General features: G+C 60.5%; 19 protein-coding genes. 1 reads left to right on the forward strand and 18 read right to left on the reverse strand.

What is annotated here, in order from left to right:
* Positions 1–7: 7 nt before the first annotated feature.
* The 17 genes from ACGGKE_RS14830 to ACGGKE_RS14910 form a co-directional block, all read right to left on the reverse strand.
* Positions 8–2,392, reverse strand: a complete 2,385-nt coding sequence (locus ACGGKE_RS14830) for a TonB-dependent receptor (protein ID WP_394439006.1) — start codon at positions 2,390–2,392, stop codon at positions 8–10.
* 588 nt (positions 2,393–2,980) lie between these two features.
* Complete coding sequence (locus ACGGKE_RS14835; RefSeq protein ID WP_394439008.1) at positions 2,981–3,769, reverse strand: SDR family NAD(P)-dependent oxidoreductase; 789 nt, start codon at positions 3,767–3,769, stop codon at positions 2,981–2,983.
* Positions 3,770–3,800: 31 nt separating this feature from the next.
* Entirely contained in the window at positions 3,801–4,610 is an 810-nt protein-coding gene (locus ACGGKE_RS14840; protein WP_394439009.1) for an SDR family NAD(P)-dependent oxidoreductase, read from the reverse strand.
* On the reverse strand, positions 4,610–5,371 hold the full coding sequence (locus ACGGKE_RS14845; protein WP_394442056.1) for an SDR family NAD(P)-dependent oxidoreductase: 762 nt from the start codon (positions 5,369–5,371) through the stop codon (positions 4,610–4,612). Before ACGGKE_RS14845 ends, ACGGKE_RS14840 begins: the two co-directional genes overlap by 1 nt.
* A gap of 21 nt (positions 5,372–5,392) precedes the next feature.
* Entirely contained in the window at positions 5,393–6,235 is an 843-nt protein-coding gene (locus ACGGKE_RS14850; RefSeq protein ID WP_394439010.1) for an enoyl-CoA hydratase/isomerase family protein, read from the reverse strand.
* Complete coding sequence (locus ACGGKE_RS14855) at positions 6,236–7,873, reverse strand: GMC family oxidoreductase (RefSeq protein WP_394439012.1); 1,638 nt, start codon at positions 7,871–7,873, stop codon at positions 6,236–6,238. It abuts the gene before it with no gap.
* Between the two features lie 51 nt (positions 7,874–7,924).
* On the reverse strand, positions 7,925–9,427 hold the full coding sequence (locus tag ACGGKE_RS14860) for an AMP-binding protein (RefSeq protein WP_394439013.1): 1,503 nt from the start codon (positions 9,425–9,427) through the stop codon (positions 7,925–7,927).
* Between the two features lie 31 nt (positions 9,428–9,458).
* Positions 9,459–10,343, reverse strand: a complete 885-nt coding sequence (locus ACGGKE_RS14865; RefSeq protein WP_394439014.1) for an enoyl-CoA hydratase — start codon at positions 10,341–10,343, stop codon at positions 9,459–9,461.
* 88 nt (positions 10,344–10,431) lie between these two features.
* The gene (locus ACGGKE_RS14870; RefSeq protein ID WP_394439015.1) at positions 10,432–11,406 is read right to left on the reverse strand and encodes an enoyl-CoA hydratase/isomerase family protein; all 975 of its coding nucleotides are present in this window, start codon (positions 11,404–11,406) and stop codon (positions 10,432–10,434) included.
* On the reverse strand, positions 11,337–12,095 hold the full coding sequence (locus ACGGKE_RS14875; protein ID WP_394442059.1) for a glucose 1-dehydrogenase: 759 nt from the start codon (positions 12,093–12,095) through the stop codon (positions 11,337–11,339). The genes ACGGKE_RS14870 and ACGGKE_RS14875 overlap by 70 nt, the downstream gene beginning before the upstream one ends.
* Positions 12,096–12,138: 43 nt before the next feature.
* Positions 12,139–12,987 carry a TauD/TfdA dioxygenase family protein gene (locus ACGGKE_RS14880; protein ID WP_394439016.1) on the reverse strand — a complete coding sequence of 283 codons (849 nt, stop codon included), beginning with the start codon at positions 12,985–12,987 and terminating at the stop codon, positions 12,139–12,141.
* Positions 12,988–13,050: 63 nt separating this feature from the next.
* Entirely contained in the window at positions 13,051–14,772 is a 1,722-nt protein-coding gene (locus tag ACGGKE_RS14885; RefSeq protein WP_394439017.1) for a sulfite reductase flavoprotein subunit alpha, read from the reverse strand.
* A 40-nt stretch (positions 14,773–14,812) separates the two neighbouring features.
* On the reverse strand, positions 14,813–15,145 hold the full coding sequence (locus ACGGKE_RS14890) for a Rieske (2Fe-2S) protein (RefSeq protein WP_394439018.1): 333 nt from the start codon (positions 15,143–15,145) through the stop codon (positions 14,813–14,815).
* Positions 15,142–16,440 carry a cytochrome P450 gene (locus ACGGKE_RS14895; RefSeq protein ID WP_394439019.1) on the reverse strand — a complete coding sequence of 433 codons (1,299 nt, stop codon included), beginning with the start codon at positions 16,438–16,440 and terminating at the stop codon, positions 15,142–15,144. Before ACGGKE_RS14895 ends, ACGGKE_RS14890 begins: the two co-directional genes overlap by 4 nt.
* Before the next feature lie 143 nt (positions 16,441–16,583).
* The gene (locus ACGGKE_RS14900) at positions 16,584–17,360 is read right to left on the reverse strand and encodes an SDR family NAD(P)-dependent oxidoreductase (RefSeq protein ID WP_394439020.1); all 777 of its coding nucleotides are present in this window, start codon (positions 17,358–17,360) and stop codon (positions 16,584–16,586) included.
* A 45-nt stretch (positions 17,361–17,405) separates the two neighbouring features.
* Positions 17,406–18,575 carry an acetyl-CoA acetyltransferase gene (locus ACGGKE_RS14905; RefSeq protein WP_394439021.1) on the reverse strand — a complete coding sequence of 390 codons (1,170 nt, stop codon included), beginning with the start codon at positions 18,573–18,575 and terminating at the stop codon, positions 17,406–17,408.
* 38 nt (positions 18,576–18,613) lie between these two features.
* Positions 18,614–19,780 (reverse strand): alpha/beta hydrolase, encoded by a 1,167-nt coding sequence (locus ACGGKE_RS14910; protein WP_394439023.1) that lies wholly within the window; start codon positions 19,778–19,780, stop codon positions 18,614–18,616.
* A 148-nt stretch (positions 19,781–19,928) separates the two neighbouring features.
* On the opposite strand from ACGGKE_RS14910, the gene ACGGKE_RS14915 reads away from it, so the two are divergent.
* Positions 19,929–20,807, forward strand: a complete 879-nt coding sequence (locus tag ACGGKE_RS14915; RefSeq protein ID WP_394439024.1) for a helix-turn-helix transcriptional regulator — start codon at positions 19,929–19,931, stop codon at positions 20,805–20,807.
* 63 nt (positions 20,808–20,870) lie between these two features.
* Here the strand turns inward: ACGGKE_RS14915 and ACGGKE_RS14920 are convergent, their stop codons facing one another.
* Complete coding sequence (locus ACGGKE_RS14920; RefSeq protein ID WP_394439025.1) at positions 20,871–21,479, reverse strand: VOC family protein; 609 nt, start codon at positions 21,477–21,479, stop codon at positions 20,871–20,873.
* Positions 21,480–21,541 lie beyond the last annotated feature (62 nt).

A 21,541-nucleotide genomic window follows, 5' to 3' on the forward strand; every position in this document is an offset into this window, starting at 1 on the left:
GGACTCATCAAAAATGTTTGGCGAGTTCCACACCAAAGGTGCGGGGCGGAAACAATTGCCCCTGTGCGACAACGCCCAGCGAACCGCTCAAGTCGACGGGGATCGTCGAATAGCGCCGGTCCGTGAGGTTCTTGCCGAAAATCGAAAACTCGATCCCGGCTCGATCCCAGTTGAGCGTGGAGCGGGCGTTCACGATATCATGAGCCGGTGAATAGGCCCCCGGTTCGACAATCAGTTGCCGGTCTTCATGGGAGTAGTCGACCTGCGTTCGCCAACGGCCAATGCCGGTGTTGACAATATAGGCGGCGGAAACATTGACGCGCCATTTGGGCGTGTAGGCGACCGGAAGATAGCTGAGATCCGTGCCCGTCGGGGTCACATAATTGGAGAAATGCGCGTCGGTATAGGCTCCGCTCACGGAGAATTCGAGTGCCGGTATCGGAACCGCCGTAGCATCGAACTCCACGCCGTTGACGGTGATGGCGGCGGCGTTCTGAACCGAACTGGCGGTCAGCGTGCTGCCTGGTACAGGCACGGGTACCTGCCGCAGCCCTCCCGAGATCTTGTCGTGATAATAATCGATGTTGAGGCGCAGGTGCCGCTGGAAGAGCTCGGATTTCAATCCAACCTCATAGTCGGTCACGAGCTCGGGCTTAAAGGGCGTAAAGGCCGCGTTGGCGGCGGCAACGGTCGTCCCGGCGGCCGCTTCCTGCAGACCGCCCGCCCGATTGCCGGTACGGGTCGTGGCATAAACCATGACGGCCGGCGTAATCTGATAGTCCAGGCTCGCTGTGTAGTTCACCTTGTTGTATGTGACCGACATGGGCCTGAGGCAATTGGCGACGCCGCCGAGCGATGCCAGCGACACGCCAAGCGACAGACAATTTGTCGCGTTATAGTTGCTCGCGTCGACCGAACGGCTGTCGTGGGTCCAGCGAACGCCACCGGTCAGCCCAAGTCTGTTGGTGATCTTGAACGTGTGCTGGGTGTACAGTCCGACGCTCTTGGTCTTGACCCGGGCATTCTGGAAAGTGGTCGGGTTGGCCCCCGCAATGATACGCAGCGCAGTCTGCCAGGTGACCTCGGTCCCGCTCTCGCTGGAGTAATAGGCTCCTACAATCGATTTAAGCCGGCCATCGAGAAAGTCACCCGACAATTGCGCTTCCTCGGAAAATTGTCCGTCGTTGGCATTCAAGACCGGATAGTCAATAATTGCATAGGGTGTGCCATCGAGATCGACGCTGCCATCACGTTTAAAGTAGCGATACGCCGTGATCGACTTCAGGCTGAGGTTGTCGCTCAAACTATAATCCAGCGTTCCCGACACTCCCCAGATGCGGATTTCCTCCCGCCCATCCACATTCTGATTAGCGTCGTTCGGATTGCCACTGGAGAAAGTACGGAGCGCCGTATCCGCATCGGCAAGCATAGCATTGCGCGTCGCTAGGGGAAGCGCCAGGAAGGCTGCCGTGCTCGGGATATTGTTGCGCTCGAGTGCGGCTTCAAGCGTGGCGCTGGGGCCGCCGGCGGTGGTTGCCGTCCCAGGGATTAGCGCATTGATCGACTGAAGGCCTTTATAGGCGCCGAAAGTTGATGTGCTGTGGGTGTAGTCCCCCCGCAGCGTCACCTTCAAGGCATCGGTCGGGGTCCACTGTGCGCTCGCGCGATAGTTCTGGCTATCCTGCTTGCCAGTGCGCGACCCGTTATAGAGGTTGTGGCCATAGCCGTCCCGGCCCGACAGGCTGACGACGCCTCTGACGGCAAGCGTCGGGGTCAAGGGCGCATTCAGCACGGCGGACAGGCTGTGGTCTCCGTAGGAGCCATAGCGAGCGCGGATTTGCCCTTCGAGAAGGTTGGTCGGGGTCTGGGTAAAGATGCTGATAGCGCCACCTGACGTGTTCTTCCCGAACAATGTCCCCTGTGGCCCTGCCAGCACCTCCACGCGGGCAATGTCGACCAGCTCGTCCGCATTCACGCCAACGGCCCGGGGGAGATACACACCATCAAGATACACCCCGACGACAGGATCGATATTGAGGCGAACGTCGGTGAGCGCCAGCCCACGGCTGGAGAGGATGACGGAATTGCTCCCGAAAATAGACGTGGTGATGTGCAGCGAGGGCGTTTGCTGCTGCAACTCCGCGAACTTTGTTATGGATCGGTCTCGCAGCATCGCGCCGGTTGAAACGGTGATCGCGATCGGAACTTTTTGTGCAAGTTCATCCCGCTTTCGTGCCGTGACCACGATGTCCTGGATACCTCCTGCAGCGTCCGCAGCGGATCCGCTCGAGGTGGCATCCTCAGGTCTGACGACGGGCACCGATTGCTGCGCGCTTTGGGCGTCAGCGGCTTCGGCAGAGCCGAATAGCAAGCCGTAATCAAGACCGAACATGACGCACGAAGATAATTGCGGAAATGTCGCATGATTTGCCTCCCCCTTGACCTCGTCAGATTTTGCATCTGCAATTTTATTCTGCGGCGGAATTCGCTCAGGAGTCGGCGAAATAGGCTTCGACTTGAAGACCTGGCGCGCCCCGGTGCGAACCCCGCCTCTTACGCGACGAAGTAGGCGTTGTGGCTAAGAGTTCGTTTTCCGAGTGTATGTCACCTTGTCCGGTGACCCTCAAAAGCTCTTAGCGAGCAACGCACCCCAGAAAATGGCAACCTACGAGGCGATCGCGGCAGTCAAGCGGCCATCTTCCGAGCGAATGTCCCCGTCGCAGGTGACTTGACCGAATGCTTATCAAGGGGCGCGCCGCTGCCGGTACCGGCCTACGAGCGGATGCAGTGGTTCTTGGAGGGCGTGGGAGAATTTAAGCGTTGAGGCGATTGGCATCCCCTCGCTGCGACTGGCGCAACGAATATGATCTGGGGCCGGCGAGGCGCTCTCCCTCGACTTGAACCCGGCCGGTTTCGGCGGCTCCCCGCCCGCAGTGGCGGGTGTACTTTCGTCGCCCGAGAAAGCGCCGCCGAATGCTATTCAGGACTGGTAGCGCGTGGCGTGCGATAAGGACGGCAGCCGGCATGTCATCCCGCCGTCGATCGTAATGGACTGGCCTGTGACATAACCGCCGCCGTCGGACGCCAAGTATAGGGCGGCTGCAGCCATGTCCTCGGGGTGGCTGTAGCGCCCCAACACCGAGGCTACGTCGAGATAGGCTCGCCCTTCGTTGGACTGTTCTGGTGAGAACCAGTCGCGGGTGATGCCGGTCACGGTATTTGCCGGATTGATGCAGTTCGCCGTGATCCCGTCCGGGCCGAGCTCAATCGCGAAGCCTTTCATCAGGCCCGAAACAGCATGTTTGGATGCGACATAGGCGCCCTGGAGCCGCAACCCGTATTCGGCACAAACCGAGGCGGTGGTGATGATCCGTCCGCAGCTGCTCGATCGCAGCAAGGGCACACAAGCACGCGTCAGGCGGAAGACGGCATCGACGTTCACCGCGAACACGCGGCGCCAGTTTTCATCGGTCGTCTCGTGCAGCATCGCAAGTTCGCCTGGGATTCCTGCGTTGTTGACGAGGATGTCGAGTCCGCCGAGCAGTTCGCTCGACCTCGCGACCAAGGCATCAGCGGCGCCCTCGGACGCGATATTCTGGACGATCGGGGTTATCGCGGCATGGCCTGCAAAGGCCGTGTTCAGTTTGTCGGCGGACAGGTCGACGGCCAGAACGCGAGCGCCCTCGTGCGCGAATGTCTCTGCGATCGCCCTGCCAATTCCGTCAGCGGCACCGGTGACGAGTGCGCGGCGTCCTTCCAACTGTCCCATACCCAATCCTTTTGAACGCAAGATCCGGTCGTCAGTTGAAATACATACCGCCGTCGACGTTCAGCGTCTGGCCTGTGACGAACGCGCTCTGATCCGTGCATAGATAGAGAATTGCATGAGCGCAGTCCTGCGGACGGCAAAGGCGTCCAAGAGGGGTTGCACCAAGAAGGGCCGTCTCGATGGTCGGTCCATTGCCAGTTTCGACGTCTCCATAGGCACTCTTGACCGCATCCCACATGGGCGTTTCAACAGCCCCAGGCGCAATCGCATTCACGCGTATTTCGTGTGCCGCCAGTTCCTGGGCCATTCCTTGCGTCAAACTGATGACGCCAGCCTTGCTCGCCGAATAGACCATGGAACCGACCGAAGGCTTCCGTCCTGCCGCCGACGCGATATTGACGATTGCCCCGCCTCGGCCCGCTTTGAGCATATAGCGTGCGGCGATCTGGCTGACAAAGAGGAGCCCCTTCAGGTTGATCGCCAGGACGCGATCATATTCCTCCTCGGTGATATCCATCAGTTGCTGCATCGAATAAACGCCGGCGCAGTTGACCAAAATGTCGAGGGCGCCGTGCTCCTGCCAGACCGCATCAAGTGCAGTCCGGACGCTTGATAGCTTCGTGACGTCGCAAGGTAGATAAGACATCCTGTCGGGAAAGGACGTGCAGGTCTCCAAGCAACCGCGACCGGCTTTGTCGGCGGCGAAAACCATCGCCCCAGCCTCCGCGAGATCCCTTGCCGTCTGACGCCCAATCCCGCTGGCAGCACCTGTCACGAACGCAATCCTACCGCCGAGGTCAACGCGGGGGCCGATTGTCCCGGCTTGCGCTCTTTGTACCATTACCGCGGTCCCATACGAATTGCGCCATCGAGGCGGATAACCTCCCCGTTCAGCATAGGGTTGACGATGATCGATCGGACGAGATCGGCATATTCTTCAGGCCGACCCAGTCGGCTCGGATGTGGAACTTGCTGTCCAAGGCTATCTTGGACGGCCTGCGAAAAGCCCATCATCATCGGGGTAATGAAGATGCCGGGAGCGATCGTCATGACCCGTATCTTTTCGCGTGCAAGGTCACGCGCGACCGGTAATGTCAGACCAACAATTCCGCTCTTTGACGCAGCATAGGCTGCCTGACCGATCTGCCCATCGTAGGCAGCCACTGATGCGGTATTGACGATGACGCCGCGCTCCTCACCAAGCGGCTCCGCCGAGATCAGCCGTGCGGCAAACTGACTGAGAATGTTGAATGTGCCCACGAGGTTGATCTCGATTGCCCGCCGGAAGTCACCAAGTTTATGCGGGTTTCCGTCGCGGCCGACGGTTTTGATGGAAGGAGCGACCCCGGCGCAATTGACAAGTATCCGGGCGATCCCAAAGGCAGATTCGGCTTGGACGAGGGCCTTCGCGACAGCCTCTTCGTCCGTGACGTCAGCGGTGACACATCGGCCGCCGATCGCACGGGCGTGGGCGTCGCCCGCCTCATGATCCCGGTCAAGGATTATTACCTTGGCACCTTCGGCCGAAAGCATCGAGGCGGTCGCGGCACCAAGGCCCGAGGCTCCGCCGGTCACAATTGCTGTCAAGCCCTCAATTTGCACACTCATTCTCCCCTTGCGACATCAATTGCCTATCGGCCCATCCGCCGGTTCGTCAGGCATCGCAGCGACGCGAAATTTTGGTTGTCGCTTTTCGAGGAACGCCGATACGCCTTCGAGGCCTTCCATCCCTGTCGCTTGCGCGCGAACGCTGCGCGCTTCCAGCTCCATCTGAGCGTGCGGGGACGCGCAATCCGAAGAAAGCAAAAGACGCCGTGTTGCAGCAAAAGCGCCCAGAGGACCGCGAGCAAGTTGTTCGGCCATCTCGCGCGCCTCGCAGCGAAGATCCGCATTCGGAACCGACCGCGTCACAAGACCGAGCGTTGCTGCCTCGACGCTCGTGAGACGCCGGTTAGTGTAGGCGAGTTCCTGGGTTCTGCGCAGTCCAATCAGGCGCGGTAACAGCCATGTCGCCGCACCGTCGGGCGAGAACCCTATTCCCGCATAGGCCATGGAGAAGTGGGCAGTATCGGACGCCAGGACGATGTCGCCGGCCGCGGCCAGTCCAAGCCCTCCGCCCGCCACGGGACCGTTGACCGCTACCACCAGCGGCTTGTCCATATACAGCAGCATCTCGATCGCCGAATGCAGCGGAGCGGTGATCCGATCCAGCAGCGCGCCGACGTCTTCGCCGGCGGCGCCAATGCTCCTGACATCCCCCCCGACGCAGAAGAAGCGCCCCTCGGCAGTCAGCAAGACAGATCGGATCGCGCTATCGTTTGCCGCGTCATCCACCCTCCGGAGAAGCGCTTCGGCCATGCCGACACTTAGCGCATTTCCCTTTTCAGGATCGGAAAGGGTTATCACCGCGATCCCGTTTCCCCTCTCGATGCGCACCAGGGGATTGCTACCGTTGCCGCTACCCATCTAACCGACCGCCCGTTGTGCTGCGATCTTTCTCTCCGCAATGATGTCGGCCGCTTTCTCGCCGATCATGATGGCAGTGGCATTGGTATTGGTGCTCGGCAGCGTCGGCATGATGGATGCATCCGCGACGCGTAACCCTTCAACGCCTCGGACTCGCAGCTGCGGATCGACGACCGATTGAGCATCGCTCCCCATGCGGCAGGTGCCAACGGCATGATATCCGAGCGCCACCTTGGCCCGGATGAACGCCGCCCACTCCTCATTACTGGCGGGGATTGGATTCGGATTGCGATCGGCGGTTACAAGCCGCTGCATGGAAGGCATCTGATAGAGCTGGTTGATCAGCTTGCAGCCTTCGATCATCGTCGCGAGATCGCGCTCGTCGTCAAACAGCCGATGGACGATACGAGGACGGCGATCAGCGCCTAGCAGAACGCGACCGCGGCTCTTGGGATGACAGACCGATGCGTAGAGCGTGATTATCTGTTCCTTTGGGAGACCCTTTGAATCCCAGGAGGTGGCATTGGGGTCCATGTCGTAGCCGAGCGGCATGAAATGGACCTGCACGTTGGGTTCATCGAGATCGTCACGGGTTCTCACCAGCCCCATCGCGGGCACGGCCGGTGCGGCGAGCGGCCCGCTGCGGTTCCAGGCATAACGAAGCATGTAGCCAATAATGTCTATGGGCCGCATCCGGCTGTTCATCGTTGGCTGGTTCACATATTTATTCTGTCCAACGCCCGGATGTTCCTGAAGATTGGCGCCGACCTGAACCGCGTCATGGCGAACAGCGATACCATGCTCTTGCAGGATGTCGGCCGGTCCGATGCCGGAGCGCATTAACACAGCGGGCGTCGCCATGCTGCCGGCCGAGAGAATGACCTCCGCCTGGGCCGTGGCCTTGCGCTCGACACCATGGTGCCGAAAAGTGACGCCCGTCGCGCGCGCGCCATCGAAATTCACATGCTCCACTTCGGCATCGACGATGATTTCAAGATTGGGCCGAGAGGTCGCCGGGCGCAGATAGGCCTTTTCCGTGCTGCAGCGCCAGCCGTCACGTTGCGAGCCGTGAGTCAGAAACACGCCTTCCATCTGACCGTCCTGATATTCGGCAAGCGTCGGGATCCCGAGTTCGTTGCACGCCTTCAGGAAGCTGTGCGTCAGCGGATGGAATCCGGGGCGCATGGGCGCGACGGCCATCGGCCCATGGGATCCATGGGCCTGGCTCGGCTCGCCCGACCAGCACTCCGACTTGAGGAAATAGGGGAAGACGTCCTTGAACCCCCAGCCTGTGGCGCCTGCCTCCGCCCAGCGATCATAATCCCGCCGCGTGCCGCGGACATAGACCATGCCGTTGATGGAACTACCCCCACCCAGTGCCTTGCCGCCGGACCAGGCGAATGCCCGGTTGTCGATCGTGGGGTCGGGATCCTGGGGATAGACCCAGTCATATTTGGTGTTGCCGATCAACTGGACCACGCCGGCCGGCACCTGCACGATCAACGACCGGCCGCTCCCTCCTGCTTCGAGAAGAAGCACCTTGGACCGCCGGTCTTCGCTGAGCCGGTTGGCGAGTACCGCACCAGCACTTCCACCGCCTACGATGATGTAATCGGCGACTATGAAGTCGTCTTTCATATGCTTCCTCTCCGGCGCGGCCAGATCATTCCAATTATCGGCAGACAGCCTTCAGCCTACCGCGGACCGCTGGTTTGCTTTCGTTTCCAGCATGGCAGCGATGCGCTCCTCGCGAAGTTGCTGTCGCCGAACCTTGCCCGCGTCGTCGCGCAGCATCTTGGTCACGAACTCAAAGCTTCGAGGCAGCTTGTAGGCCACCAGCCTTTCGCGCAGGAATGCAAGCAGTTCGTCGGCGGTCAGGCGCCCCTGCGCCTCCACAATCGGCTGAACGATGGCGTGGGTGGTGGCGCCGAAGTCATCATCCGGCAGCCCGATGACCACGGCCCCTTCCACTTCAGGGTGCGCCATCAGGGCGCCCTCGACCTCGGCCGGGAAGATGTTGGCGCCTCCCGACACGATCATGTCGGTGCGACGATCGGCGATGTAGAGATAGCCGTCTGCGTCCATCCAGCCGAAGTCGCCAAGGGTCTCGAAGCCATCTTCCGTCGTCCGCGCGTCAGCACCGATGTAACTGTATGTCGAACCCCGGCCCCCGGCCGGAAGCGCGAAAATCTCTCCCACTTCACCGCGCGGCAATTCTCTACCGGCTTCATCGACGACCTTGATCTTGTCGAGATGGGGACGTCCGACCGAGCCGCGATGCGCTAGCCATTCAACCCCGTTCAGGATGGTGGTGACGATTCCTTCCGTCCCGCCGTAGAGTTCCCAGATCTTTTCCGGCCCAAGCCAGTCGATCCATTCCTGCTTAAGTTCTGGAGGCATGGGCGCAGCCCAATGCCAGACCGTCTCCAGTGACGAGACATCATATTTGCCGCGTACTTCCTTCGGAAGCCGCGAAATCCGCATCATCATCGTTGGGACGAAACTCGTCCATTTGATGCCGAACGTGTCGATCAGGCGTAGCGCCTCTTCCGGATCGAATTTCGTCATCCCGACGACGGCATGGCCTTCCGACAACGCCTGGATATTCGTCGTCACGGGCATGTTATGATAGACCGGACCGGTGGCGAGGATAGGACCATCATCCGGAAACCGAAGGGGCGGCCTGCGATTGGTGTCGAAGGTATTGGGCCCGGGGGCCACGATGATCTTCGGGCGTCCTGTAGAGCCACCGGAAGACATGGCCTTCCAGCGAGGGGCGATAACAGCTTCCAATGGGGTGGTTTCGGCGTGATCCCGGCCGAAATCGGCCGGCTTGGCGCCGAAAGCATCCCGCAAGACCGCGTCGGATGCGATCACCATCTTCGGATTGGCCACGGCTACGATCGCCTGAAGTTCCGCGAGCGGCAGTCGATAGGAAACGACGTGCGGCGTGGCCCCGATCGTCCACAGCGCGAACATCAGTTCGTAAAATGCCGATCCGTTCGGCAGCGCCAATGTAACGAGGTCGCCCTGTTTAATGCCGGCAGCGCGTAGCGCATGGGCTCGTCGCGTTGCGCGATCGGCCAAGTCCCCCCAGCTTATCACATCATCGCCGTGCCGGATCGCCCATGCATCATGCCCGTGAAGAGCCGCACCGCGTGCCGGTATCTCAGCCAGTGGAAAAACGGCCATCGACAAAAATCCTCCAAAATCCGTGGCCCGCTCACTCCGATGCGGGCTTGCCCTTCCAGGCCGCTTTGTCCTTCAAGCTGGCCGGCAATCCCGTCGGATCGATCGGCAACCCAAAAACCTGCTCATTGTGCGAATGGCTGAGTTGATGCAGCGCGAAACTCGTGCCCATCGCATTCACGCGTCCTTGCGCATCCTGCGCGGCGTTGACGGCTTCCTTGAGCAGCTTCAGCGTGAAGGATGGCTTTCTGGCGATCTTTTTCGCCATCGCCTCGGTAAAGCTCTGCAGCTCCTCGTTGGGGACCACATGGTTTACCATTCCCAGGCGATAGGCCTCATGCGCACCGATGAAATCGCTGGTAAACAGCATCTCCTTGGCTTTGCGGACTCCAAGCTCCCAGGGGTGGTTGAAAAACTCAGCACCTGCGACACCGATTTCGCCGGTATTGTCGGCGAACTCCGCATCTTCGGCCGCGATGATGATATCGCAGGGCCAGATCAGCATAAGTCCACCGGAAATGGCCTTTCCCTGCACCTGGGCGATCGTGACCTTGGGAATGTTGCGCCAGCGCTCGGAGAGCCCGAGGAACATCTCCTTCTCGATCCCCATGCGCCCTTCCGCGCCTGCGCAGCTGAACCCGCACCAGGTTCCGACTGGATCCCAAGGGGCCATTTCCGCGACGAAATCCGGGACGCGAAGATCATGTCCTGAGGAGAAGTGCTTTCCTTGTGCGGAAAGGATGATCACCTTGACCGCGTCGTCTCGGGCAGCTTCATTGAAAGCCGTGTTGAGCTCATAAAGCATGGCCGCATTTTGGGCGTTGCGGCTATCCGGCCGGTTGAGCGCGATCCGTACGACGTCGGTCGACACTTTTTCGACGAGTATCGTTTCAAACACTTTTGTTCGGCTATCGCTCATCGAAGCAGCCCTCTTCCGCATCATTTTCTTGTTGGAGGTTCAGTGCCCGAGGCGCTTGACCCCCTTTCTCAAGCGCCTCGGACATCAGTCAGGCGGCGTCGCGCTTGCGTCCGGCGCCCGCGTCCGCCTGGTCTTTGGGATAGAGGCGCTGGAGCTTGGAGTAGGTTTCCTGGCCCTCATTGCTCTTGTCCCAGACCATCCATCCGCGATCCATGTGGGAGAGGGCCTGCAATGCCATGCCGTAGCCGACGCCGACCTGATCGTTGAACAGCTGCTTCCAGCGGTCCACGAAACACTGCCGCGTGTAGCGGAGAGTGAGATCATCATAGGTCGCCATCTGGTGGGCAAGCTCCAGGGCGCGCGGCATGAGATCTTCCGGGTTCAGCACCTCGTTGACCACGCCAAGGCGCAGCGCTTCATGGGCATCGATATGCTGGCCCGTCAGCAGGAAATATTTGCCACGATTGGTCCCGAGGAGTTCCTGCCACAGGATATGCACACCATCGCCCGGAACCTCGCCAGCGGTGAAATGACCCTCGTCGGCATAGACGGCGGTCGTAGATGCGAGATTGATATCACCCAATACCATCAGTTCGCCGTGGATCAGCGCCGGGCCGTTGCAGGCGCAAATCACCGGCGCTTCGATTTCGAACAGCCGGCGGAACATCATCTTCTCGCCCCAAGCGGGCACGTCGAAATTGCTGGGAGTCTTGATGGGCACGCCCCACTCGCCATGGCGGTCGATAAAGACGTCGCCCGTGCCGGTGAATACGACGACGCGGTTGCCGCGATCCCCGCCGATATCGGTGAAAGCCGGAGCCCATTCGGAGTGATGCTCCGCGCCGTAGAGCACCGGCCCATCATTGCTATGCCACCGTACGACAAGAACACCATCGTCAGACCGATCGAACTTGAGAGTCTTGTACTTGTCGAAATATTCGGGACGCTTGCTCATCACATCTTCTCCATTAAATTGAAATTTCTGATCGAATTTCAGGCGATAACCATTCCGCCGTCGACTGAGAGTGTCGCTCCAGTCAGGTAAGAGGCTGCTTCGGAACATGCCCATATGACGGCCGATGCGATTTCGTCAGGACGGCCTGGCCTGTTCATCGGCACGGACGACTGGACATATTGATCGATGCTGAAGAAGCCCTCGGCCGCCTTTTTTGCGAGCATCGGTGTTTCTATGACGCCGGGACATATGATGTTCACCCGGATGTTCTGCTTGGCATATTCCAGTGCCGTAACCTTGGTCAGGCCGATCAAGGCATGCTTACTTGCCACATAGGCAGGCAGTTGCGGCGCTGCGCGAAGCGATGACACGGAACCCGTGTTCATGATCGCGCCACCGCCGCTCTTGAGCATGGCTTCGATTTCATGCTTCATGCAAAGCCACACGCCGGTCACGTTCACAGCGAATATCTGATCCCAAAGCTCTCGCGAGCAGTCCGCGGTAGCCCCGGTGTCCGGCGATATTCCGGCGTTGTTGTAAGCCGCGTCCAAGCGACCGAACCGGCCGACGGTTTCGGCCACCGAAGCAGCAACCGAATCCTCGCTGGTGACGTCGGTCGGCAAGAAGATCGCCTCGCCGCCAGCTCTGACAATGGCCTCCAGGGTTTCGCTCCCGGCGCCCTCATCACGGTCGAGGATAGCCACCTTCGCGCCAAGCGCCGCAAATTCCTGTGCGGTGGACCGGCCAATCCCGCTGCCGGCTCCGGTAATGAGGGCAACCCGGCCGCTCCAATTCATAACATTCACGTGTGTGCTCCTCATCACCGACGCCAGAGACGCCTCACTTGCGCATGTGCTCGGGCAGGCGATCGTCAGGGATGGGCGGCCGATAGTCTTCCGCCACACCGTCGGTGATGCAAACACGCTGGAGGGTACGGGTTTTGCCCGGGACCAGCCCACCGCGAGCATGATGATGGGCCTGGTTCGCCCAGATCACGATGTCGCCGTTGCGCCAGCGATGCTCGTAGATGTTCGAGTCCGCGTAGAGGTGCGCATGCAGTTCGGCGAGCAGGTCTTCGCTCTCGGCTTCGCTCAGACCGATGACGAGGGCCGTGTTCTGCTGGGTCGCGTAAAGCACCTCCTGGCCCGTGATCGGATCACGATGAATGAGGGGGTGTTCGGCTCGGGGAGCATTTTCGGGATAGCCCTCGATACGCTGACGGCCGGTCAACCCTTCTTCGCTGGCCGAAAAGAGGTTAAGGCCCTTGAGACCGCGCAGGCGTTCTCTGGTCGCCGGCGAAAGCGCCTCGAGCGCCAGTCGGCCGCTTGCAAATCGCGTCCAGGTTTCTTCATACGGCACTTCGATGCCGTGGAGGGAAATGCCCAGAAGCGGTACCGGCGTGTACAGGAAATCCAGGTGGAACGACACTTCGGAGTCACCCAGAAGACCATCCTTGCGCGTGTTCGAGACATAGCCGACGGTGGTAAAATCTTCCAAGACGGGTCCCAGCTTGGACATGACCCGTTTCTGCTGTTCCTGTGTCAGCTCCTGCTCGCGGAAGACGAGATAGCCATATTCCTTGAACAGGCGAGCGACCTCGTCGTCATTCTTTTCGTCCCGAAGGTCGAGATCCACCTCGACGCCGAACGGTTGAATCTTTGTAATCCTTGTTGCCGATTGAACAGACATCACAACCTCCAAATACTAAAGCATCCGCCTGGCGGACTTGATCGTCCGCCTCTTCGTTACAGTTCAGTACACATCCCGCTGGTACCGACCCTCACTCTGCAATGTTCCAAGGAATGTCTCGGCCGCTGACCCGGTAAGCCCCATGCCGGTTTGTATGACGGAGATCAGGGCACGATGAACGTCCGGCGCCATGTTCGCGGCATCGCCGCAGACAAAGATGTGAGCCCCGTCGGCGATCCACCGGCAGAGTTCGCCGGTTTGCTCCAGCAGCCGGTGCTGAACGTAGACCTTGTTCGTCTCGTCGCGGGAGAAAGCCGTATCGAGCCGCGTCAGGACGCCCGATCGAAGAAACGCATTCAGCTCTTCCTCGTACAGGAAATCCGTCGAGCGATTGCGCTCGCCAAAGAAAAGCCAGGCCCGCCCAGCGTCACCCTGCGCGGCGCGCTCCTGCAGAAAACCGCGATAGGGCGCGACGCCGGTGCCGGCGCCGATCATGATGATGGGGACGCCCGCCGCCGGCAGCCGAAAATGTGCGTTGGAATGCACATAGACCTGAAGCCGAGCGCCGATCGGGGTCCGTTCGCAAAGCTGCCCCGTTGCGATGCCGCGGCGCTGCTCGTCCCAGAGGAAATAGGAAACGGGAGCGACGGTCAGATGCACCTGCCGAGGCGACGCCTTGAGACTGGATGCGATCGAATAGAGCCGGGGCTGCAAAGGCCGCAGCATATCGACAAAGGTCTGAGCGTCGAGGGTGCCGGCGGGGTATCTCCGCATGATATCGACGATATGATGATCGCGCATCAGTGCGGTTCGTTCGCCGGCATCCGAGGCGAGCGCGATGCCGGCCAGCATATCATTGTGCGATACCGCGCCCCAGGCTTGCAGAAAGCGCGGCGTCACTGCGGCAATGTCTAGATAAAGGCGGAGCGCTTCATCAAGCGCAAGGGACTCCCCCTTGAGCGTGACGATCGCGTTGGCGTCGAGCTGACCCGCTTCAAGGACCGCGTTGATCAGCGCCGGATCGTTCTCGACGATGACGCCTAGTGCGTCGCCGGGTTCATACGCAGCGTCGGCCAGCTCAGGCAACTCAAGGGCCAGATGCCGCGTCGCCTTGGTGGAACCTTGGCCCGTCAGAACGCGGCTGTCGATGATGACGCCGTCGATCAACCGATATTTCTCGTGTCGCGCTGCCGCCGGCCCGCCGGGGCCGAGAGCATCCTGAAACGCCACAGGCTTCTGCACGATCGCCTGGAGAACCGCCGTGCGCCACTCGGCAGCCGGTTCCTCATAGTCGATGTCGCAATCTATCCGGTCCAGAATCCGTTGCGCGCCCAGCGCCGCCAGGGAATTGTCGAGGCGACGCCCCGCCGCGCAAAAGTGCTCATAAGTCGAATCGCCGAGAGCCAGCACGGCATAGCGCAGATGTCCGAGCGACCCGGCTTCAGCGGCACCGAGCGCGGCAAAGAAACTCTCTGCGGCATATGGCGCATCGCCATCACCCGTCGTGCTGGCGACGAACAGCGCGATCTCAGTTTCCGCTAGTTCGGAGATGTCCGCGTCAGCCATATCCGTGACGCGCGACGTCAACCCGTTCTGGTCGATCGCCTTGCCGAGCGCTTTTGCGATGTCCTCGCTGGCCCCAGTTTCGGTCGCGAACAAGACCGTCACATAGCCCGAGGACACGCTGCCATCGCTCTGATCCCCGCCGGTGGCATGCACGATGTCGGGCTCCCCAAGAGCGTCGCCTTGACCCCGAAGCGGCTCGAAAGCTGTTTCGCTGAGCATCACTGTGGGCGCCCTCCGGCCAAAAGGGTGCGGCCGCAGATCACGCGGACGCCGCCTCGACATCGTCGAACGTCACATAAATCGTGTCGTTCTCGACCTCGACGTCATAGACCTTGACGGGTATCCAGGCGGGCACGCCGGTCACCTCGCCCGTCAGGAAGCTGAAGCGGGAACTATGCGCAGGGCACTCGACGCTGTCTCCGCAGATCCAACCCTCGCTGAGAGACTCATCCTCATGGGTGCATCGATCATCGATCGCCCGGAATCCGTGGTCCTCGATATGCGCGACACAGAGCGTGCGACCGCCGACTTCGACCTTACGCATCTCGCCGGGCGGAAGGTCACTGACTTTGAGGATTTCCACCTTGTTCATGCGCGCGCGCTCCAGTTGTCGAGAATAACGGGGAAGGAGATGTATGTGGGGATCTGGTCCCTTGGATCGTTGGAGGCCTTGAGCGGCAGGGTCTGTGCCTGAAGCTTTGGATCGCGCCTGATGCCTGCCCGGAACAGACCCTGGACGAGCTTCAGATGGCTGCCGCTTTTGCCATCGTTGCCGAGCACGGCACGCAAGCCGAGGCATTGATGGGCGCCGGTCGCAAAGGCCAGACCGTACCGGCTGATACCTTCAGGAATCTCCCGCCGCGGATTGAATTCATTGGCGTCATCGCCAAAGATCGCGCGATCTCGTCCGGCTCGTGCCACCCATGCCTGGACTTCATCACCTGCCTTCAGCTGAACATCGCCGGCGTCGAGGTCATCGACCGCCAGACGGGTGAGGAAAGGGACGAAGGGGGCTCGCAAACGCAAAGCCTCCTGCAGCGCGTTGCTGACGAATTCCATGTCTTCGATGCAGGCCCGATCGGCGGGATATTTCTCGAACCAGTCGAGCAGATATTCGACGGTCGAGAGCACTGCCTGAACACTGGTTCCCGTCGTCGCGACGAAGAACAGGATGGCCTCCTTGATGCCGACATCCTCATCCGCGTAGGTCTCATGGGCCTGCGTCGCGATCATCTGCAGAAGATTGAGCGGCACGTCACCTTCTGTCAGTTCGCCGGCCGCGAGCCTTTGCAACTGCTTGCGCGTGTGTTCCAGTGACGGCCGATAGAACTCCTCGACGAAGACCTTCTTGGCTTCGATGCCCGCGTTCGTGACGCCTTCGCGATCTTCGAAATGCGCTGCGCTCAGGCCACCGAAGATCGGCAGAGCGCACCCGCGAAGACGGGCCATTCCTTCCTCGGACTCCACGCCCTCGATGCCGATGATCTTCGCCGCGAACTCCAGAAAAATGAGTTCGACCACCCCGGCCAGATCGCAGCCGAACGCCCCTTGCTCGTTGCGCTTGACCGCTCGCCCCATCCATCGGTCAACTGACGGTAGGATGATATCCTCGCGAAAGCGGACGAGCTGTTCGGGTCGCACGAGCGAATTGAGCAGGCGCCTCCGCTGGCGGTGAACGTCGCCATTGCTCATGGCGAGGTTGCCTTGCTGAAACTCGCGTACGTTGATTTCGGCCAGGGCGCTTGGGCAAACATAATTGTCGGCCGACACGTCCGCATTTTCCTCGACCGCCTTGGAGCGAAGGACTGTCTGCATGGTGTCAAGCGTGTCGATCGTCACACGCGAAACCGGGCACTTGGACTGGGGCGCCTGTGGCTCGGTGTCCATTTTCATACTCTCCCATTGGGGAAGTGCGGGGCCGTTGGCCGACGCATCCACCGCTTGAAACTTTCGTGAAGGAAACTACGGCGAGAGCGCCGCCGTGTATGTCACCGATGCTGGGGACCAATCGGAGACGACGTCCGATCCCGCTATAGTGCGGACCAACCGCCATCGATCGGCAGGCAAACTCCGGTTACGAACTCTGCTTCGTCGGAGCTCAAGAACATCACGGCCTGCGCGATTTCACGGGGCCGGCCGAGCCGCTTCATGGGGTGCATCTCGGCAATGGCGTGCCGCGCGGCTTCCGCCTGTTCATGTTCGAGGCCCGACAAGCTCTGTGCCATCATACCTGTGGGAATGCCGCCAGGCGCAACCGCATTGATCCGAATGCCCGCGGTCGCGTATTCGATTGCCGCATTCTTCGTGAGTCCCACTACGGCCGCCTTGCTCGCGGCATAGGCGGTCTGCATCGGCATGCTGTGATGGCTGAGGAACGACGCGGTGTTCGTGATCGCTCCACCGCCTTGGGTCTGCATGAGTTTGATTTCGGCGCGCATGCAAAGCCACACGCCAGTGACGTTGATCCGCATCACCCGATCCCACTCTTCGAATGTCAGATCGGCGGCGAGAGTCGACGATTGGGTAATGCCCGCATTATTGAAGGCACAATCGATCCGGCCGGTTACAGCCTTCGCAGCTTCGACGGCAGCCGACACTGAGCCCTCGTTTGCGACATCGGCCTCAATCGCCTCGAAACGAGCGCCGGCGGCGCGGAGCATCTCTGCGGTCCGGGCCAAGCCATCTAGCGAACGGTCGATGCCGACCACCACGGCGCCAGCCTCGGCAAAGGCCAAGGCGCTTTCCTGACCGATCCCGCTTCCGGCACCCGTAATCAGTACTGTCTTGCCGTCAAAACGCGCCGCCATGTCATCTCTCCTGAATTTGTTATGCTATTGGGCAAGATCGAGCTGTCAGCGCACCCGCTCGAGCACGCTGGCGTAATTGGCGACCGCAGCGCCACCCATGTTGAAGACGCCGGCGAGTTCGGCACCAGGAACCTGCATGTCTCCGGGCGCTTCGCCGCATAGCTGCATCGCGCAAAGGGCATGCATCGACACGCCTGTGGCCCCAATCGGATGCCCTTTGGCCTTAAGACCCCCCGAAGCGTTGACGGGGAGACGTCCGCCGATCTCCGTCCAGCCTTCCAAGGCAGCCCGCGCGCCTTCACCGCTGGGAACGAGGCCCATTGCCTCATATTCGATCAGTTCGGCGATAGTGAAGCAATCATGGGTCTCGACAAGCGAGAGATCATCGAGCGTGATGTTCGCCTCCTCAAACGCCCGCTGCCAGGCTTGCGTGCAGCCCTCGAAGCGGGTGATGTCGCGGCGCGACATTGGCAGGAAATCCTGCACATGCCCCCGGCCACGAAAGCGAACGGCCCTCTGCGCCTCGGCAGCTATATCCGGTGCGGCCAAAACGATGGCGGCAGCACCATCCGAGACAAGGGAACAGTCGGTTCGCTTAAGCGGCCCTGCCACAAAGGGATTGCGTTCGCTCTCGGTGCGACAGAATTCATAGCCCAGATCTTTGCGCATCTGTGCCCAGGGGTTACTGACGCCATTTCTGTGGTTCTTGGCGGCAATCCTCGCCAAAGCGTCGCTCTGGTCGCCATATTTCTGAAAGTAGGATTGCGCGATCTTGCCAAAGATACCGGCGAAGCCGCCCTCGGTTTCGCCTTCCTCGGCAAGATAGGATGCGCGAAGCAGATTTTCTGCGATCTCGGGAGATGTGGAGTCGGTCATTTTTTCGACGCCAACCACCAGGACTATGTTGGCACGGCGGGCTTCGATGGCATTGACGCCCTGGAAAACAGCGGCCGACCCGGAGGCACACGCATTCTCCGTTCGCACGGCCGGCTTGAAGCGTAGCTGCGGATTGGCCTGGAGCACCAGCGCGGACGTCAGATTTTGCTTCGAAAATCCAGCGTTGAAGTGTCCAAGAACGATTGAATCCACATCTTCGGCGCTGACACCGGCATGGGCCATCGCTTCCTTTGCCGCCGCAACGACCAACGTCTCGACGGTTTCTTCAGGTTGCTTTCCGAACGGGGTATGGCCCCAGCCTATGATCGAAGCGGTCACATTGGCACTCCAAATGAAATTGACGAAATTTGGGCGTCTCAGCGCCCCAGAAGCTTTCGCTCGGCGAGCCAATCTTCGGTGATTGAAGTTGCGCGCTCGAGATGTTCGGGCTGCCCAACATAATAATGAGTCGCTCCGTTGATCACGACATGCTGCTTGTCGCTCGTGGCGGCGGCCTCATAGACCGACCTGCAATGATATTGGGGCACGGCGTCATCAGCCGAGTTCTCGATGAAGAGGAGGGGCGCGGAAATTCGGGCCGCGGTCGCAACTCCCTCCGCGTTGGTGTCATCGATCGACCATTGCGACAGCCATGCACGCAGGGTGGAGAAGCGCGCCAGTCCCACAGGGCCGCTGTTCACGGTCTCCGGGACCCCAAGGTAGCACCGGCCGATCGGCCGATCGTTTGGATCGAGGGCTGCATCAAGGAAACGAGGATCCGCCAGTGTGCGATGCGTTACGAATCCTCGCTCCTTTTCCGCGCCACCCACCGTCCGCAGACGTTCGAGCGTGTCCTTCACCCAACTGGTAATCCGCCGCACGCGCGCCAATTGCGCTGCGCGATACTGATCGATGAATGCCGTGGAATAGGGTGGCTGCGAGGGTCCTGCATAGATATCGAGCGCCAGATCCCGCACATCCGGATCGCGTTCATCGATGACAGAGGGATCGATGATATCGAGCAAGAGCTTGGCCCGCGAGCTGTGCGCAGCCTGAAACACCACGGCGTCAGCCGGAATCAGGCCAGCCTTTGTCAGATCGAGCGGGTCGCCTGCGGGTGTGTGGGTGATCGTCGGGGCCTCGGCCTGCGACTGGTAGAACAGCGACAGCGACCCTCCGCCGCTCCAGCCGACCAGGACTACATGCTTATAACCCCACACGGATTTGGCGTGGCGGATGTAGGCGCCCAAATCGAGAAGGACGTTCTCCAAGATGCAGGCGGTGTCGTTGCGGGCATAGCGGCTGCCGGCGCACAAGACGTGCGCACCGCGACGGGCCGCCTCCCTCGGTACGGGGAGAAGCTGCAGAGTCGAAGCCGGGTGCATGTAGATTTGCAGGGTTTCGCTTGAAATCTCGGCGGGACGGATGAGGATGCCCTCAAGATTCACGGCGCCTTGATTGCCTGCGAAACCGTAAGTCTCCGTGAAGCTCTGCGTCTCATCATAATGGATGTGGACCCATTCAAACGTGATGTCATGCGCCATGCAAAAACCGTGCCTCCCCGCTCTGGCCGCCCTTCGACCTTGTGATTCCATGTGTCGATTGCTAGACTGTAGCAGGAAGCCACGCGCGCTCGTGTCCCTGTTGCGCGGGACGGATTGGCAGAAATCGGCATGGCTCCGTGGAGAGACTATGCCTTTTTGGACCGCCTTGCCGGAGTCGGCACTTCACAAGCTCGCTGCGAATTTCCCCGCGTTGATCATGTCGATCGGGCAAAAGCAGTTCGGCGTACAATTGCTGACGCTGCTTAATGATACGTGCGGCGCCGAACACGCCACGGTTTTTCACCTGACGGCCGACAACCTCATCGAAGTGACAGCAGCGAGCATGGATGGATCGGATACCGCCCATCGGCAGGTCGGCGTCTATCTCAAGGAGGGACTATGGCGCCGCGATCCGACGCTCACGGAAGCCAAGCTCCGGCTGACGTCCGAGGATGAGGCATTCGTCCGGACCGACATTGCCCATCTCACCGACGACGTCCTGCGAGACATCGTGTACGGTCAGCCGGATATCAGCGACAGGCTCCTGATTTGCTCCCGGTGGGGGGATGATATCGTGGGGCTCAGCGTGTTGCGGTCCTCGCATGCAGGGCCGTTCACCACCTCGGACATCAACGGTGTCCAGTCGATCGCGGGCACGATCTTTGCCCTCCTGGCGAAGCACATCAGTATCACATGGGACGGACCCAATGTTTCGGTGGCCCTTACGTCGCTTGAGGAGATCGAGACCTGCATCGCAGCATGCGCTTCGTCATTGCCGCGGCGAGAGGCAGAAGTCTGCAGCAGGATCATCTATGGCATGTCCTCCGTCGGCATTTCGCTCGAACTCAATATCAGCGAAGAAACCGTGATGACCTACCGGAAGCGAACCTATCATCGCTTGGAAATCGCAACCCAGCGCGAATTGCTGCTCTGGTATTTGGACCTGTGGAGTCATTGGCAGGATCGTGCCACCCGCGAGCCCGCGCAGCTGTCCTGGAAGCCAGACAAGATAGCATCCGCTCGATAGCAAAATGCCGACGCCCTTATGGGACGCCGGCATCAATGCGGCTGTGCGCTGTGAGCGCCGAAATCAACGCATCTGACGGCGGGCGGCTATCAGTTCCGTCATCGCTTCGCTGACATCGCGTCCCGCCGCGACAGCGCGCTTCTTCCCCTCGTTCCACATCGTCAGATCGGCATGTCCCTTGGCGGAATGACGGTTCCACTCGGGGTCGGTCGGGTAGGTGATCTCAAGCCGAATGTCGTTGGGATCGCGGAAATAAATGCTGTAGATCAACCCGCCATGGTCAGTGGGGCCGACGACGTCTATGCCCTTGTCCGTGAGCCATTGGTGCCACTGATCGACCTCATCCCGCGTCTCTGCCTGCAAGGCGATATGATCGAATATGTCATAAGCGGGATGCGAAACGGCAGGACGCGGCGGAAGCCCGGGCGCCTCGAAGAAGGCGATCGTCGATCCATCCTTCATCCGGAAGAAAATGTGAAAATAGGGGAAGGGATCGCCGGTCGAGGGGATCGTGTCATCGATGACGGTGCTGGCCAGCTCCATGCCCATGATGTTCATGTAGAAGTCGGCCGTCGCCTCAACGTCATGGGTCACCCAGGCCGCATGGTTAAGCATGAGCGGAGTGAGCCGTGCCATTGAATCCGCAACCGCCGTGTCGGCAGTCATAGCCATGGGAAATCCTCTCTGAGTGGGAATGAATCGTTGATACCAAAATGCCTAGTGAGCCGCTGTCC

The organism is Sphingobium naphthae (assembly GCF_043589935.1).
Lineage (GTDB): Bacteria > Pseudomonadota > Alphaproteobacteria > Sphingomonadales > Sphingomonadaceae > Sphingobium > Sphingobium naphthae_A.

What these genes read in the sequence shown, in the direction of transcription:
- ACGGKE_RS14830 (WP_394439006.1), bottom strand. Translation starts at nt 2,392, where the DNA reads ATGTTCGGTCTTGATTACGGCTTGCTATTCGGCTCTGCCGAAGCCGCT.
- ACGGKE_RS14835 (WP_394439008.1), bottom strand. Translation starts at nt 3,769, where the DNA reads ATGGGACAGTTGGAAGGACGCCGCGCACTCGTCACCGGTGCCGCTGAC.
- ACGGKE_RS14840 (WP_394439009.1), bottom strand. Translation starts at nt 4,610, where the DNA reads ATGGTACAAAGAGCGCAAGCCGGGACAATCGGCCCCCGCGTTGACCTC.
- ACGGKE_RS14850 (WP_394439010.1), bottom strand. Translation starts at nt 6,235, where the DNA reads ATGGGTAGCGGCAACGGTAGCAATCCCCTGGTGCGCATCGAGAGGGGA.
- ACGGKE_RS14855 (WP_394439012.1), bottom strand. Translation starts at nt 7,873, where the DNA reads ATGAAAGACGACTTCATAGTCGCCGATTACATCATCGTAGGCGGTGGA.
- ACGGKE_RS14860 (WP_394439013.1), bottom strand. Translation starts at nt 9,427, where the DNA reads ATGGCCGTTTTTCCACTGGCTGAGATACCGGCACGCGGTGCGGCTCTT.
- ACGGKE_RS14865 (WP_394439014.1), bottom strand. Translation starts at nt 10,343, where the DNA reads ATGAGCGATAGCCGAACAAAAGTGTTTGAAACGATACTCGTCGAAAAA.
- ACGGKE_RS14870 (WP_394439015.1), bottom strand. Translation starts at nt 11,406, where the DNA reads ATGTTCCGAAGCAGCCTCTTACCTGACTGGAGCGACACTCTCAGTCGA.
- ACGGKE_RS14875 (WP_394442059.1), bottom strand. Translation starts at nt 12,095, where the DNA reads ATGAATTGGAGCGGCCGGGTTGCCCTCATTACCGGAGCCGGCAGCGGG.
- ACGGKE_RS14880 (WP_394439016.1), bottom strand. Translation starts at nt 12,987, where the DNA reads ATGTCTGTTCAATCGGCAACAAGGATTACAAAGATTCAACCGTTCGGC.
- ACGGKE_RS14885 (WP_394439017.1), bottom strand. Translation starts at nt 14,772, where the DNA reads ATGCTCAGCGAAACAGCTTTCGAGCCGCTTCGGGGTCAAGGCGACGCT.
- ACGGKE_RS14890 (WP_394439018.1), bottom strand. Translation starts at nt 15,145, where the DNA reads ATGAACAAGGTGGAAATCCTCAAAGTCAGTGACCTTCCGCCCGGCGAG.
- ACGGKE_RS14895 (WP_394439019.1), bottom strand. Translation starts at nt 16,440, where the DNA reads ATGGACACCGAGCCACAGGCGCCCCAGTCCAAGTGCCCGGTTTCGCGT.
- ACGGKE_RS14900 (WP_394439020.1), bottom strand. Translation starts at nt 17,360, where the DNA reads ATGGCGGCGCGTTTTGACGGCAAGACAGTACTGATTACGGGTGCCGGA.
- ACGGKE_RS14910 (WP_394439023.1), bottom strand. Translation starts at nt 19,780, where the DNA reads ATGGCGCATGACATCACGTTTGAATGGGTCCACATCCATTATGATGAG.
- ACGGKE_RS14915 (WP_394439024.1), top strand. Translation starts at nt 19,929, where the DNA reads ATGCCTTTTTGGACCGCCTTGCCGGAGTCGGCACTTCACAAGCTCGCT.
- ACGGKE_RS14920 (WP_394439025.1), bottom strand. Translation starts at nt 21,479, where the DNA reads ATGGCTATGACTGCCGACACGGCGGTTGCGGATTCAATGGCACGGCTC.